Here is a 15,204-nt window from a genome sequence, read left to right on the forward strand (position 1 = left end):
ATAATAAAAAAACACTTGAAAAATATTAGCAAGTCTACCGTATTGGCAAGCACCCTTTCAAAATTCTATCATATCTTCTTCATATTTCAATGGTATCAATATTAAAAAAGTCCCCATGTCAATTACGACATGGAGACTTGCCCATCTTAACTTTATGATATCAACCATTATCCTCTACTGAGTAGTTAGGTGCTTCCTTTGTGATGTGGATATCGTGTGGGTGTGACTCCTTGAGAGAAGCACTTGAGATCTTTACGAACTCGCTTGTCTTCTGGAGTGTAGGGATATCCTTGGCACCGCAGTAACCCATACCTGCTCTAAGTCCTCCAACGAACTGGAAGATAGTATCCTCAACCTTACCCTTGTATGCAACACGTCCTTCAACGCCTTCAGGAACGAGCTTCTTTGCGTTGGCCTGGAAGTAACGATCTGCAGAACCGTTCTTCTGCTTCATGGCACCCATGGAGCCCATACCTCTGTAAACCTTGTACTTACGTCCCTGATAAAGCTCGAACTCACCAGGAGCCTCATCACAGCCTGCAAATACTGAACCCATCATAACTGTGTTGCCACCGGCTGCGATAGCCTTTACAACATCACCTGAGTACTGGATACCACCGTCTGCGATGATTGGAATGCCGTACTTTGAAGATACCTCATAAGCGCTCATAACTGCTGAGATCTGAGGAACACCGATACCTGCAACCACACGTGTTGTACAGATAGATCCAGGTCCGATACCGATCTTTACACAGTCAGCTCCTGCCTTGATGAGATCCTCTGTTGCCTTGCCTGTTGCAACGTTACCTGCAATGATCTGAAGATCAGGGAACTTGTCCTTAAGGAGAGATACGCACTTGATAACGTTTCCGCTGTGACCGTGAGCAGAATCAAGTACAACTACGTCAACGTGTGCCTTTACGAGCTCAGCTGCACGATCAACAACATTGGCAGTGATTCCGAGAGCGGCGCCGCAAAGAAGTCTTCCCTGAGAATCCTTTGCAGAATTAGGATACTTCATCTGCTTCTCGATATCCTTGATAGTGATGAGACCCTTGAGATTTCCTTCATCATCAACGATAGGGAGCTTCTCAACCTTGGCTCTTGCGAGGATCTGCTTAGCTTCCTCAACAGTTGTTCCTTCCTTTGCAGTAACCAGATTCTCAGAAGTCATGCACTCCTTGATCTGCTTGTTGAAGTTCTCCTCGAATACGAGATCTCTGTTTGTGATGATACCTACCAGCTTACGATCAACTGTGATAGGCACACCGGAGATCTTGAACTTAGCCATAAGATCGTTGGCATCCTTAAGTGTATGCTCCGGGCTAAGGAAGAAAGGATCTGTGATTACACCGTTCTCAGAACGCTTAACCATGTCAACCTCTTCTGCCTGCTGCTCGATAGACATATTCTTGTGAACGATACCTATACCACCGCAACGTGCCATAGCAATAGCCATCTGATGCTCCGTAACCGTATCCATACCTGCGGAAATGAACGGAATGTTTAACTTAATGGACTTTGTGAGATAAGTTGAAACATCAACAGAATTTGGAACAACTTCTGAATACTGAGGAACAAGCAGAACATCATCAAATGTAATGCCATCGCCGATAATCTTGGCCATTGGAATCTCCTTTCGACTTAAAAAAAAGGCTCAAATCCAGTTTTGGATAAAGAGCAAGATTTAATGTCACATATGAAGAAAGCCCTGCGCAGGAATCCGCACTTCTGATATGACGTATCCCGGAATGCATGATCATAACTGCAGAAATCCGATACATACAAACCTCGATACAAGGCTTTCGTTTTAAAATTTTAACGAGTATAACAAAAGGAGGATTTAAAATCAACCCTCCTTTTCTCATCATTTAAATGATATTCTCTAGAATTTTCTTTGTCTGATGCTTTATTTAAGTTATATCACCGTTTCTTATGTGTAATATCTCCTAATAAGCTATCCGGCCCCTCATTTTTTTCGTCAATGCGCATACTGCTTTATCAGCTGCTGATATGAGGTACTGAAGGAAAGATCCTCATACTTTGTGACCATATTCTTTTTCTTTTCGGAATCTGTATCATGCTGAGGGAAATAGATAGTGAGACCCGATACTCCTCCGTCATCCTCAGGAGTAACGTAACGGCAGACTTCCACCGCCTTCTCTACCGAAGCCTTCAGAGACTTTGCAGCAGCTCTTATCTCTCCGTAGTCTATTCCGTCTTTTCCTTCGCCCTTATAGTTCTCCTCGATGGCAGAAAGGAAGCTGCAGATGTCCACGAGATCATAGCTGTATGCCTCGGCAAATTCATATGCCTCTTTTCCGGCCTGTCTCAGATGATCTCTTCCATCCTCTGTTTTTTCCGCCGCCTTGAGAAGCTCTGCAAGATTCTTTAACTTATCAGAAGTATTGCGCTTCAGAGCCTTCAGGTCGATGACTGAGTACGCGCCGACAACATTGCTCATACCGTCACCCTTGCCCTTATTACCCTTTATAAAGTCATCAAGGATGATCCTGCCCTGATCAATGGCTGACATGGAAGGATCGTGACTGATTCTGTTGAACCAGTTCGTATAGTTAAGTCCGATGGAATATTCATTATCCTCGGAGGCGATCATGTAATCAACGTGAGATGCGAGGGCATAGCCCGACTCCATGGCTCCCATAAGTCTCGCGTCAAAAAGCAGGAGGTCGAGATCCATCTCTGCGTTTGAAAGCGCATTTGAAATACTTGAAACAGAAAGCTGTCCTGTGGACGAATTGATCTCATCATAGCCGAAGCCGTTCACAGGTCCGCCGGCCTGTCCCCAAAGGACCGCTTCATATCTTCCCGCCGGAAAATTCTTCTTCGCATACTTCAGGAAGGATTCCAATGTCTCTCCGGAAGTCATGCTGTTTCCCTCAGAGTTCCCTGCATCTCCAAGGTATCTAAGCTTCGTTCCGTCCACCAGCCATCTCTGGATCTTTGACTCGTCGAACTTGTGATCCGCAGTGGAGATGTTATGGAACTTCTTCGTTCCGCCTGTCTCGATGATGACATTGACCTTCTCGGTATCCACGTTTCCTGTCAGCATGGTAACGATGCTGTTTGCAGCAAGGTTGGACTTAGATTCAAGAGAGGAACCTATCATATATACGAGTACTGTAAGCTTCTTTTTATCGAAAGGAAGCTGAACAGTGCTTTCGCCGGAGCCCGGTGATGTCTCCTTGGATGTTGCTGTCTCCGTTGCCGCAGTTTCATCAGGTGCTGCAGATTTCTCTCCTGTCGGGGCTTCACCTATTACGTCCTGTGAAGCTTTAGTCTCACTTACATCATTAAGCACAAGGAAGGTCTCTTCTTTCTTTACCTGACTTCCATCTGATGCCTTATCGAGCTTTGCTGTCGAAAGATCAAATCCGTTCATGTCAGCCGAGTTGCCTGAAGATGCTGTCGAAGCCGCAGAAGAAGCTGTTCCCGAGCCTGATGAAGAAGCGGCAGCTCCTGACGATGACTGCTTCTTTGATGAGCTCTTACTCTCAGACTTCGATGAAGCGCCCTGAGACTTATCTGGTGCAACTGTCTTTGCCTCAGCTTTTACACCATCTGCAGAAGTACTCTTTCCGTTTTCCTTCGTGCCAGCTGAAGCAATGCTCTCCGCTGCGCCGGCACTGCCGGTTTCCTGAAGCTCAAGCTGATCCTTCCCGGAATTATCCTCCGATGCAATGGTGAGTCCCTCTTCGCTTGTTATCTTTATGATCTCACCGGTGGTTTCCACCTCAGCCACCTGCTGCTGTTCTATATCCGCACTGATAGTTGCTCTGTTCAGCATATGCACAGTCAGCATGCCGAGAGAAAATGTAAAAATCGCCCCAAATATTCCGGCAAGGATCATCACCTTTTTTTGATTTCCCGTAACGAAATCCAGAATCTTTTCTCTCAGATCCCTTCTTTCATCCGTATCGTCATTTCGCTTTCTACTCCTGTATTCCCTCATGATCCTAAACCTCCCCTTTATGCTTTTAATGTTAACCTAAATACGTCTTACTTTGGCTGAATTTATCCCTACAAAAAAAGAACAGGCTTTTACAAAAAAAGTCTGTTCTTTAACATTTGTAATTATTTCGTAAATTTCAGTGCATCCTGTAGCCGGCCAGATTCAGAACTCATCCCTTCACTCTGACACCATCGTATATTTCCTCGTCATCCGCTCTCTCTATAACTTTTTCCCCGACAGCGATCCCGCTCTTCACAACCACATCGGAAGCAGTCCTGTACTCTACGGCGATCTCAGTCTTCACAGCCTTTCCATCATTAATTGTATAGACGTAATCCCTGTCACCGGAGTCAAATACCGAAGAAGCCGGAACTGTCAGTACATCCTGAGCCTCATAGAGCGGAAAAGTCACATTAACGCCGTATCCTTCCCGGCCTTTTAATTTTTCTCCGGACAAATTCTGCCCGGAGGAAGCATTATCTGCTCCGGTCCACTGTCCGGTACTGCCGGCACCCCCGGTGTCACTGCCACCTTTGGTCCCACCAAGCTCCATCACCACATGGACCCTGTACTCATCGGTGCCCAGAGCCGAAGTCCCTTTGTCGGCGTAATCATAGATTTCAGAAATCACTCCTTTGTAGACCTCATCCTTTCCTCTCAGAGACAGCTTAATGTCTACGCCATCACCTATATGAAGATACGGAACTATAGAGGTCAGCACATCGGATTCCACCTTGGGAGAAGACTGAGTCTTTATCTCTGCAGTTTCCTGTCCGGCAGATACAAGGGTCATATTTTTAACCGGAAGCTCCGAAACTATACCATCCTCCTGTGCCTTTACGGTGCACTTGTCTATCTTCGAGGAAAGCTTATCTATCTGCGCTTTTGCACTGTTGATGCTTGCCTCCATGGCATCGGAATCCGATTCGTAAAACACCTTTCTTATATCCGCTTTGGACATACCCTCCTTTTCCAGCTGCCCGAGATATCTGCTTGCTTCTATGTACCTTGAGCCTGCTGACTGGACCTCGGACTCTGCATTTTCATACTCTGCCCTCGCCCTGTCATAATCTGTCTTTGACACATCGCCGGTGGAAAAAAGGCTTGAATAAGCCGTGTAAGTCGATGCTGCCGCAGAAAGAGCCGCCTCCGCACTTTCCTTCTGCTTTCTGAGATCCTCAAGGTACTCTTCAGGACTTAAGGTCATGACATTACCGACCTTTGCCTTTTCAAGCCGGGCTTCATATCCCGAAAGCTCCGCCTTCAGGGTCTCCAGCTCATAGCTGTAATCCTCAGTACCTATGCGGTAAAGCACATCCCCCTTCTTCACCGGCTGATTTTTAGAAACCACGACCTCCTCTACAGGACCACTGACCTCGGAAATGATCTTACAGCTGTCTCCGAGGCTAATGCTTCCGTCCTCTGTGTAACTGTCGGAAACCGACTTCCTCTCCGCCGAAACTGTTCTCACCTTCACCGCTCCAAAACCTGAAGCACAGCCGTAAATGGTTCCACCAACCAGAACAACTGCCATACCCACTGCTATCAAGATTACTTTTTTCTTCATTTCACGCCTCACTATACAAGTCATTTAGATTTACGAGCCTTTATTTTTGCTGTCCGGATGATTTGTCACTCACACCAGAACCCAGCCGGATCACTATTCTTGCCGGATTACAAAGGATCTCTTTTCACCCCTCACATTCATATCCGGCGCTAAACATATACTGCCAGAGCACATGCCCAATCAGAATGTTCCACCCAACCATTCCACCGGCATTTTTCCTATTCCCTTTCCTTCAACGCATCTGTGAGCTTAATGCTTTTCACGAGACGAATCTCCAGAAACCACGCGATCACAGATATGACCCCGCACAGTAAAAACGCATAGACCGCTGAGGACGGGTCGAACCTCATTCTGAAAACATAGCTGTCTGTCTTCATCATTGATTCAAACAGCTTTCTGATGAAATAGTTTCCGGGAAAACCCATGAGGATTCCGGCGGCAAAATAGACCATCATCTCAAACCAGAGCATCCACCCGAGCTCCCTGTCGGTAGTGCCGAGAACCCTCAGAGTCACCAGCTCCGTAGTTCGTTCCCTGAGGTTTATCATGGAAATGTTATAGATAAGTATTATCCCTGCGATGACGGATAAAATATTGAACACATCCACCATCACCGTCATACTTCGGAACATATCTGAAAATGTCCTTCTGGTCTTCAGTTTATCAACTATCCAGGTCACTCTTCCGGAATCATAAAGCTCCTTTTTCACCTCATCAAAATGCCCGGGCTCTGCAGTGATGAGAAGCATGTCAGAAAGAGAATCTATCCCGAGAACATCAGGAAAACGTTCGAGGGAAAGATAGCATCTGCTTCCGAAGGTCTCACTCAAAACTCCTGATACCCTCACGTTCCTCCATCCTGAAACAAGTCCCGGAATAGAAAATTCAACTGTATCTCCTGCCTTGACATGAAGCTTATCCGCCAGACGTTCGTTTATCAGAAGCCCATCCTCAGGAATGTCTATGTACTCCATCTTTTCATTATCCAGAACCTTCCATAGCTCGCTTCCATCCTGAAGTCCGTTTAGAAGTGAATACTCGGACCGGGAATCCTTTCTCAGCATTACGGCTCTTTCAAATACCGGTTCTGCTCTTTGTACATGCCTGAGTGTTGCAGCAGAATCCAGCACCTTAGCAGGAGAACTGTACCTGTCGAGCTGAGCCTCCAGATCATAAGCCTTACAGTTATCATATTCCGACACCATGACACTGTTTATGAGAGGACCGTAGGAAAACAGGACCGATGACATGGCAAAGGGAAATCCTATGGCGAGAGCTATGAGAAAACCTCTGAAGGGATTTCTGAATATAGACATTAGCCCCATCTTCGTCATGAATTGAATATGCTCAGTGAGAAACCGCGGAAGCGTTATCTCACCGAGAATCTTCGGACTCTGGGCTCTCATAGCCATGGAAGGAGTTATCCCGAGTATCCCTCTTATCCCCGCAAATACTGCAGCCACACTTGTCACTATGGCAATAAAGAATGCAAGGAGCTTCGATATAACAGGTTCATAGTAAACAGGATCCGGAAGATTGTAGAAACTTCTGTAAAGGTCGAACATGGATCTTCCGAAGGGGGACGCAAATATGCAGCCCGCCAGTGCTCCAAGGATCCCTATGACAAGCCCCTGCATCATATATGCGCTCATCAGCTCCGTGTCTGTCATGCCGAATGCCTTCATGGTGCCTATTAGACTTCTGTCCCTGTCGATCATTTTATTAAGCACAACATAAAGCATGAACACTGATATGCTCATAAAAAGAAACGGGATCACCGTTCCCATGGAGCTAAGTTCCTCGAACTCACCTTCCATTTCCTGATAGCTTGCCTGATGTTCTTTCTCACAGAGACTCTTAAGCCCGTAGATCTGAAGCTTTTCCTCAAGCTTTCGTTTCACGTCTGCATATTCGTAGCCATCATCAAGTATGAATCCGATCTCTGTAAGATTTGAACTGCCCATGAGACTTTTCATTTTGTTCATGGAAATGACCGCTATGTCATAGGTGGATCCGTCGGGTATCATGGCTCCCCCGGGAGGCATGGCATAGATATAATCAGGTTCGTTGACAGTACCTGCGTAGGTAAACCTGTAACTCCTGCCGTCGATCACAAGTCTTATTTCATCCCCGGGAGAAAAACCGTATACCTTTTCCATGCTTGTGCCCAGGAAGATAACATTATCATCTGCTATCTCACTTCCCAGCGGCAGGACCCGTTCTCCATTTCCGTCATCAAGGGTGAGGGACGAAAGATTTACCCTGTCATTCTTGCTGTAGCTCATGAGATGAACTGTAACTATCTCCTCCTGTCCATCGGTGACGAGACGAACGTCGGAAGCTATCTTGCCCCCCGCCTCTCTTATGCCCGGAAGTTCTGTGAGCCGTTCAAGCTCTGTCGGGGCAATGCCATATACCTGGGCAAAAACGTCTGTCAATTTATGTTCTTTATATAATTTCTGAATCTGTCCCTTCAGATTTGTAAGGGTATCGAACATCGAGACCATGGTCATGATGCCTATGGCGATGATAAAGACCGAACCGAGTAGCGAGCCCTTGTTACGCCATGCAAGTCTCAATGCATTTTTCCGAAACTGTTTCATGTTGCCTTCCTGTCAGACACCTGAGTTATTCCTTCTCTGTAATGCCATCTTTTCCTCTATTGCTGTAAAACAGATTTCACCCCAGACAGCTCCATGTTTCACCTACATTTCCCTGCCATGCTGCCGTGGCTTTGTGACACCTCACCACTCGATGTCCCCGGGGTCCATGGGATTCGGGTTTACATCCACAGACTCAAGTGTACCGTCTTTGAAGTGGAACACCCTGTCAGCAATCTTTGCGATGTCTACATTGTGAGTGATGATCACCACCGGTTTTTCATATCTCCTGCAAAAATCGTGAATGAGACGAAGGACCTGCACGCCTGTCTTTGAATCAAGAGCGCCTGTGGGCTCATCGCAAAGCAACAGATCGGGATTCTTGCACAGGGCTCTGGCGATGGCGATACGCTGCTGCTCACCGCCGGAAAGTCTGTTGGGATAATGTCCCGACCTTTTCTCAAGCCCCACCTCTTTTATGAGTTCGCGGGCATCTATGGGTGCGTTCCCCATCTCTCCTGCAAGTTCGATATTTTCAAGTGCTGTAAGTCCCGGAAGAAGGTTGTAGAACTGAAATACGAAGCCAATATGCTTTCGTCTGTAGAGAGTGAGATTTTTCTTATCATTCCAGTCAAGCTTCTCCCTACCGTACCATATCTCCCCCTCAGTGGCTGTCTCTATGCCTCCCAAAATATTGAGGGTTGTGGACTTTCCCGAACCTGAAGGCCCCAGTATAACTATCAGCTCCTTATCGTAAATATCAAAATTCACCCCCCTAAGAGCCTGTACCGTTACTTCGCCTAACCGGTACTCTTTCTTTATATTGATAGCTCTAAGTATTGGTTTTCTGTTATCTGTCATTAAGTGCCTCATGTCTTAACCCGGAATCAAATTCGAGTAGGGGAAATACGCCCTACTACTGGATTCCACGTTAGCCGTCACATATGCTTTTGTACAAGCACAACGCCCGTATGACGACTTTATTGCGAATAAAAAAGTGAGAAGCCGGTTTCCGACTCCTCACGTATTAAATTACTTTGTGCAGAACCCGGTTAGCTTTCTCTAACCATGATAGCACCAAAGTTTTTATTATTCAATGTTTGATCACGCCACAGCTCCGGCATTTTGATTTATACCGTCTATGACTTTTCTGATGGATGCCCAAACGGAAAGATCCGTAAAGATATCAACTACACTTCCCTGATCCGTAAACGGTGACTCCTGAAGAACACTGAAATCTGTAAGCATTCCGTTATGGACGATATATTCGACTATCTGATTCACAAAATAAATCTGCCTCGAATCAAGACTCGAATTCTCCAAAAACTGTGAAAATGCCTCCTTTGCAGCATTCATATCAAGCCCTACTATACTACGTACAAATTCGCCGAGCGGTTTCTGTCCATACTCTTTCTCATAATCTTCTTTGGTCCCGACCTCTTTCCAAAGAATATTCTCCAGAGCTTCAATATCAAAAGATGTTAGCGGTTTGTTGGATTTCAACTTCGCTATGACAATGTTATCCTGATGCTGTCTGATGTAGTATTCCGCCTTTGCCTTATAGTTCTTTAGTTCATCATTATCGAGTTCGGAAGCATTCCACTGCACATCTAAAATGTCATCCGTAAAATCCGTGTCATATCGTACCTTATCATGAGGCAGATACTTCATGAGATTTCTGAGTTTTTCTCTTATATGCTCAAAATCCTCAATTCCTGCCCGTTCAACATAATCTGTGTCAAGAATCCTTGTAATTAAATCCTTTTGCGCTTGAATCTCAGGAATATTGGCAACAGAAGCTATACTGCTCACTTTCTTCATAAGATCAGACTTTAATCGTCCGTATCCACGCCCCATAAGCTCAGCCAGTTCCACCCCATACATTAAGGCATCAAAACGAACTGCCGAAATTTCATCGCCATCAGGAAGTATAAGAGGAGCCACTTCCTCTCTGACCAAAAGTGTATCTTCATAAGAAAGTAAGTTATAGTTACTCTCGGATGAATACAAATCAACATACTTTATATGCTGCCGCACCGCAAAGTTCTCTCGATTAAGTTCTTTCACCTTTCCACTCATGGTTTCCACAAGACGTTTTCTGTATTCTATCAGCTTGTCAACCTGATAGTTTATATCCTGAAGTTTATAAGCTATCTGAAATTCCAGATTAAATACCGCACCATGAATTGCTATTACGTTTGATACTGCCTTTCCTGCACCCATCCTAAAGAACTCAAAGTTACCGCAGAAATCAAAGATATAGAACTTACTCTTATCTTCTCCATCTATAAGTCCCGGGCAAAGCCTGGTTCCGCGACCTATCATCTGCCAGAACTTTGCCTTACTCATGACCTTCTTAAAGAAAACCAGATTCAGTACTTCCGGCACATCTATACCCGTGTCAAGCATATCTACGGAAATAGCTATCTGCGGAAGCTTCTTCGAATCCGAAAATTCATCGATAGCACTTTGTGCATAGGTCATATAATTATCGATCACCTTGGCAAATGCCTTCCCGTTTGTTCCTTTCGAAAGTTCAGGATACATTCTGTTGAAAACTTCAAGAATCTTCTCAGCATGGTCATGGTTCTTTGCAAATATTATAGTCTTACCTATCCGCTCACCATATCTTATCTTCAGGCCATCCCTCATAAGGATTTTCAGTACATGCTCTATGGTGTCATCATTAAAAAGCCATGTATTGAGGGCCGCAGAGCTGATACGCTCCGGAAGCTCACCGTTTTCATCCTCAAAGGTATCCTCATATACAGCCTTCTCTTCCTCAGAAAGCTCTGCATAGCTTATACCCTCTTCTATGAACTTGAGCTTCGTTTCCACTGACATATAATCAACCAGATACCCGTCCTTAACCGCCTGAGCCAGATCATAGCCATAGGTAGGCACTCCGTTTTCAAGTTCGAAAACCGAGTAGGTATTCTTATCTATCTCATCCTTAGGTGTAGCTGTAAGTCCAACCAGGGGCGCATCAAAGTATGTAAATATGTTTTTGTATTTGTTGTAAATGGACCTGTGGGCCTCATCACAAATCAGCAAATCAAAATGTCCGCTGGTGAACAGCTTTCCCTTTTCGTCCTTTACCGTATCGATGCATCCCATCATGGTCTGATATGTAGAGAAAACACAATGAGAATTGTAATTATCCTTCTCCTCACATATATTGGTGCAGGAAAGATACGGAAGCAGATTTACAAAATTACGTTTAGCCTGGGTTACCAGAGAATTACGGTCAGCGAGGAACAGAATATTCTTTACCCATCCAGCATCTAAAAGTACCTTGCAGAGAGCTATAATCGTTCTTGTTTTGCCGGAACCTGTAGCCATAACGAGAAGCGCTTTTCTCCTGTTCTTCTTGTCAAAGCTGTCACAGACCGCTTTTATGGCAGCCTCCTGATAGTATCGGCCGGCAATGTTTTTATCTACAGTTACATGACTTAAGCTTGTCTTCATTGACTGCAGATTGTAAAGCTTCTCCAAATCTCTTTTTGAGTAAATTTCAGAAACCTTTCGTTCCGGATACTGATTATCAATTATTCTTGTATCAAAGCCATTAGTCAAAAAAACAACAGGTCTTCTGCCACACTCCTTCTCGATGATATCCGCATAAAGCTTAGCCTGCTGCCGTCCTTTTGCCACATCAACGCAGGTTCTTTTTGCTTCCACCACAGCAAGTGGCTTATGCGCATCATCATAAAGCACATAATCCGCATACCCCTCTTCCGACCTGTTAGGCATTCCGAAGAGTTCCACTTCATTAAGCCAGTCTTTTCCTTCGGTCCACCCGGCACCGATGAGCATAGAGTCAATATAGATCTTCCTTGTCTTATATTCAGAAAGATCCAGGGGTTTCGGAACATAGGTCTGCTGCTTCTCAGCTCTTTGAGCGGATAATGCTTCTTTGAGAGACTCATTCTCCTCCCTAAGCTTCTTTAAATCCAGCTCTTTACGAGCGGCATTTGCTATTTCCTTTTCAAGTTCAGCCTTAGTTGCAGCTGACTGTTCACGGGATTCCTTACTTTTCCTGATTCTTTCATCAATATGATTTTGGGTGAATTCCCGTTCTTCATACTCTTCCGAATAGCAGTATGCAATATAGTCAAGGTATATGAAGAGATTTTCAAGACAGAGCATGGCCTCATCACGGCCAAGCCTCTTTCCGCTGTGAGCAACATTGTTCCCGCATCTTCTTATAAAGTCCATGCGTTTCCAGATATCCGGTCCCACGAGATCTCTGAACTCCTCTCCATTCATAAGACTTTGGAGATTGTCCTGATACGGCATCGCCAAATCCTTATCAACGGAATACATCCACTTCACGGCAAATTCCATGGCACGACGACTATTGATGATGCTGGCTTCAGGATCCATAAGTATGATCTTTTCAGCAGAAATAGCAACATCTGAAAAGCTGTTGAATTTCTGTTCTTTTTTCAAATAGTCAAAGTTCGTTGTCATGATGAAACTCCCTTATCTTTAAAAAAACTATTCCTAAAATTAATAACAATTTTATTGCTTTATTTCATTTTTTCTTGTAATATACTCTCACAGATAACTCGTGAAGGAATAACGCTGGGTCCCAGAATGGGGTAGGTCTTTGAAGGCTGAGCATTCCTATGTGCCTGGGGTTATCTTTTTTCTTTTCTTAAGACTTTCAACAAAGCCAGTAGGATTCTTCCTTATTTCACTTATCAAAAAGTCCACAAGCTGTTGTGAATAAGTATATTGTTCTTGATTACCAATGGTATGTTTATATGCATACTTCGGCTCATTCTTGATGCAATAAAAATCCATAAACAAATTCAACACATATGAATTAAACCCCTTATCATAATCAATGCGCAGATTTTCTTTATGCATTCTTGCCGAAACTACCGTGATCACTGATTGATACGAATATTTATGTGTGTTTGAAGGATCTTTTAATTCCTTAACAATTTCAACCTTATTATCAGATTCCTTTTCAATACTTACACAAAAATCTGCCTCATCCTTTTTCTTTGTTATGTAAAGATTCTGTCTTATATTGATTGCAAATTTATCGGAACTATAAGTCTCATTTAAAACATCTATTGTGTTCGCTTGTTGTATTAACTTCTCTGCCACCTCGGGAGAGTACTTTAGCCGAATCTGTTCATTGTCTAATGGTTCATAATTTGCTGTGATTGTTAAAAAATTCTGAGCGATATAATTTGACACATCCACTTTATGAAATTTTCTGAGTTCATTAACATAGTTCAGTACGCATGCCTGAAATAATGGGGCATATTTTTGCTCATAATCTTCCGTAACATAATGTGTACTTATATTACGTAATTCTATAATTCTCTCGAGGTTTATTCTAACCATTGTATTTTTGTCAGAATATATTTTTCTTATAGCATTTTCAACACTTACAGTTCTATCATTATTATCTTCATAATATATTGAAAGACCTCTGTTTAACATCTCCGCCTTCAACATTAATTCCCATGCATTTACTATAAAAAAACTAAATCCCTCGACTCTATATTTTATAGTTGGCTTATTATATATCTCTAACCCAAGAATAAATGCTTCTATGCTTTTTTCAACCAGCCTTTTATTCTCGGAAACCATATCCTTGCTCCTCATACAGCAAAACCCCTTCACTTTGAATTGTATCCAAAAACTCCTTGTCTTCTATACCCGTAGTAACAACATCAACATGACAATCAAGTGCTTTCTCAAGCTCCGAAACAAAGCAGTAATATCTTATAAGGCTTTTGAGTTTCCCTTTTTCGATATAAATGTCTACATCACTCTCTTTATTGGCGTTTCCTCTGGCATATGACCCGAACAGACTCATGCGTTTTACACCATACTCTCGGGCAATAGGAACTGTCTTCTCTTTTATCTCGTTTATCGTATAACACATAAAGTCACTTCCTTTCTAGCATGTCAGTATTCAATTATAACTTGGCACTTGCCCCAGTACATTTTTCTCTACAGCGTAAACCTCAAATCATATCGCAACGCCTTTTGTAATCAGATATTCTTTGATATCCTCAACCACATATGATGTACTTTGAGTATGAAGCACATCTTAATGTCTAACCAAAAAATCATCTATGCAATTTAAGCTGCTTAATATACTTCTGACAGGAGTTTTCCCCACTTATTAGCACATGCATGTATCATATAGATTACAAACGCAAATATTTCTTTATCCATATTGCTTCCCTCATTATACAAAGTATTCCTGCATCAAACTATCAAACAGTTTCTGAGTTTCATCAAGTGCCTTTCGAACGGCAACTTTTGATTTGTCGACTTGTTTGATAAACTCACCAAATGCCATCTGCATATCCATCGGCGGAACAGTAACCTCAAGCTTTTTCATCTTAGCGCCTGGCAAATGTGAGATAGTTGCCTTCGCGCCTTCTATAGCTGAGAATCCGCCATGTTCACAATTATATTTAAACCACCATGCCAAGTATTCTGGAATAATAACTGAATTATCACATCTAACCCTATGAAGCGCCTTTTGGAAATAACAAGGTTGAACTTCATTATGCCATATTGCACAGCGCCCTATTTCTCCGCCTTCACAAACAAGTAAATCTCCGTCCCTGAGTTCAAACTCCTTCTGATCCTTTTCGTCAAAATCCATTAGATTTAAGTTTTCAGTCTCAAATCTAAACCATTGAACGTTGTAGTTCGCAAGGTATGGAAAAGAACACTTACCCGTCTGTTTCTTGCTATCCAGCATCTTTCCAAGCCTCGATTCCGTTATTTCATCAAACACATAACAAGGCCAGTCCTTATCATTATGAATTACATCTCCAAACATCTCGACAAATCTCAATTTGAATCCTCTCATGATATATATTTTTGATGAGATGATTTAACATTAGCCTGATTCACCATTGCATATCGCATAGTTGTATCTATCTGCGAATGTCCAAGTATCCGCTGAACCTGTTCTATAGGCATACCTTTATCGATTGCACGGGTTGCCATGGTTCTTCTAAGTAAATCCTAAATTTGGGATTTGTTCCGAAATCCAAACTTAAATAAAATCCAAACTT

General features: G+C 43.3%; 10 protein-coding genes and 1 pseudogene. All 11 read right to left on the reverse strand.

Annotated elements, in window-relative coordinates; translation table 11 throughout:
* Positions 1 to 160: 160 nt before the first annotated feature.
* Entirely contained in the window at positions 161 to 1,627 is a 1,467-nt protein-coding gene (gene guaB, locus BXO88_RS15610; protein ID WP_078038653.1) for an IMP dehydrogenase, read from the reverse strand.
* A gap of 354 nt (positions 1,628 to 1,981) precedes the next feature.
* Positions 1,982 to 3,973: a clostripain-related cysteine peptidase gene (locus BXO88_RS15615; RefSeq protein ID WP_078038654.1), complete on the reverse strand. Its 1,992-nt coding sequence runs from the start codon at positions 3,971 to 3,973 to the stop codon at positions 1,982 to 1,984.
* A gap of 169 nt (positions 3,974 to 4,142) precedes the next feature.
* The gene (locus tag BXO88_RS15620) at positions 4,143 to 5,540 is read right to left on the reverse strand and encodes an efflux RND transporter periplasmic adaptor subunit (RefSeq protein ID WP_168171749.1); all 1,398 of its coding nucleotides are present in this window, start codon (positions 5,538 to 5,540) and stop codon (positions 4,143 to 4,145) included.
* A gap of 218 nt (positions 5,541 to 5,758) precedes the next feature.
* Positions 5,759 to 8,143, reverse strand: coding sequence for an ABC transporter permease (locus BXO88_RS15625; protein ID WP_078038656.1), 2,385 nt, complete (start codon positions 8,141 to 8,143; stop codon positions 5,759 to 5,761).
* Positions 8,144 to 8,284: 141 nt separating this feature from the next.
* A complete protein-coding gene (locus BXO88_RS15630) occupies positions 8,285 to 9,001 on the reverse strand; it encodes an ABC transporter ATP-binding protein (RefSeq protein ID WP_078038657.1) in 717 nt (238 codons plus the stop codon).
* Between the two features lie 243 nt (positions 9,002 to 9,244).
* Positions 9,245 to 12,613: a DEAD/DEAH box helicase family protein gene (locus BXO88_RS15635; RefSeq protein WP_078038658.1), complete on the reverse strand. Its 3,369-nt coding sequence runs from the start codon at positions 12,611 to 12,613 to the stop codon at positions 9,245 to 9,247.
* A gap of 156 nt (positions 12,614 to 12,769) precedes the next feature.
* A complete protein-coding gene (locus BXO88_RS15640) occupies positions 12,770 to 13,768 on the reverse strand; it encodes a DUF3644 domain-containing protein (RefSeq protein WP_242945246.1) in 999 nt (332 codons plus the stop codon).
* Entirely contained in the window at positions 13,737 to 14,051 is a 315-nt protein-coding gene (locus BXO88_RS15645) for a nucleotidyltransferase family protein (RefSeq protein WP_078038660.1), read from the reverse strand. Before BXO88_RS15645 ends, BXO88_RS15640 begins: the two co-directional genes overlap by 32 nt.
* A gap of 87 nt (positions 14,052 to 14,138) precedes the next feature.
* Positions 14,139 to 14,216 (reverse strand): DUF3791 domain-containing protein, encoded by a 78-nt coding sequence (locus tag BXO88_RS17280; RefSeq protein ID WP_206100005.1) that lies wholly within the window; start codon positions 14,214 to 14,216, stop codon positions 14,139 to 14,141.
* Positions 14,217 to 14,360: 144 nt separating this feature from the next.
* The gene (locus BXO88_RS15655; RefSeq protein ID WP_242945247.1) at positions 14,361 to 14,981 is read right to left on the reverse strand and encodes a restriction endonuclease subunit S; all 621 of its coding nucleotides are present in this window, start codon (positions 14,979 to 14,981) and stop codon (positions 14,361 to 14,363) included.
* A gap of 11 nt (positions 14,982 to 14,992) precedes the next feature.
* A pseudogene (locus BXO88_RS15660) lies at positions 14,993 to 15,145 on the reverse strand (tyrosine-type recombinase/integrase); the annotation flags it as partial.
* Positions 15,146 to 15,204 lie beyond the last annotated feature (59 nt).

The sequence above is a fragment of the Oribacterium sp. C9 genome, from assembly GCF_002007235.1.
Lineage (GTDB): Bacteria > Bacillota > Clostridia > Lachnospirales > Lachnospiraceae > Oribacterium.

Bases quoted from the DNA above. Each gene is read 5' to 3' on its own strand.
- BXO88_RS15640 (WP_242945246.1), bottom strand. From the start codon at position 13,768: ATGAGGAGCAAGGATATGGTTTCCGAGAATAAAAGGCTGGTTGAAAAA.
- BXO88_RS15630 (WP_078038657.1), bottom strand. From the start codon at position 9,001: ATGACAGATAACAGAAAACCAATACTTAGAGCTATCAATATAAAGAAA.
- BXO88_RS15645 (WP_078038660.1), bottom strand. From the start codon at position 14,051: ATGTGTTATACGATAAACGAGATAAAAGAGAAGACAGTTCCTATTGCC.
- BXO88_RS15620 (WP_168171749.1), bottom strand. From the start codon at position 5,540: ATGAAGAAAAAAGTAATCTTGATAGCAGTGGGTATGGCAGTTGTTCTG.
- BXO88_RS15625 (WP_078038656.1), bottom strand. From the start codon at position 8,143: ATGAAACAGTTTCGGAAAAATGCATTGAGACTTGCATGGCGTAACAAG.
- BXO88_RS15615 (WP_078038654.1), bottom strand. From the start codon at position 3,973: ATGAGGGAATACAGGAGTAGAAAGCGAAATGACGATACGGATGAAAGA.
- guaB (WP_078038653.1), bottom strand. From the start codon at position 1,627: ATGGCCAAGATTATCGGCGATGGCATTACATTTGATGATGTTCTGCTT.
- BXO88_RS15635 (WP_078038658.1), bottom strand. From the start codon at position 12,613: ATGACAACGAACTTTGACTATTTGAAAAAAGAACAGAAATTCAACAGC.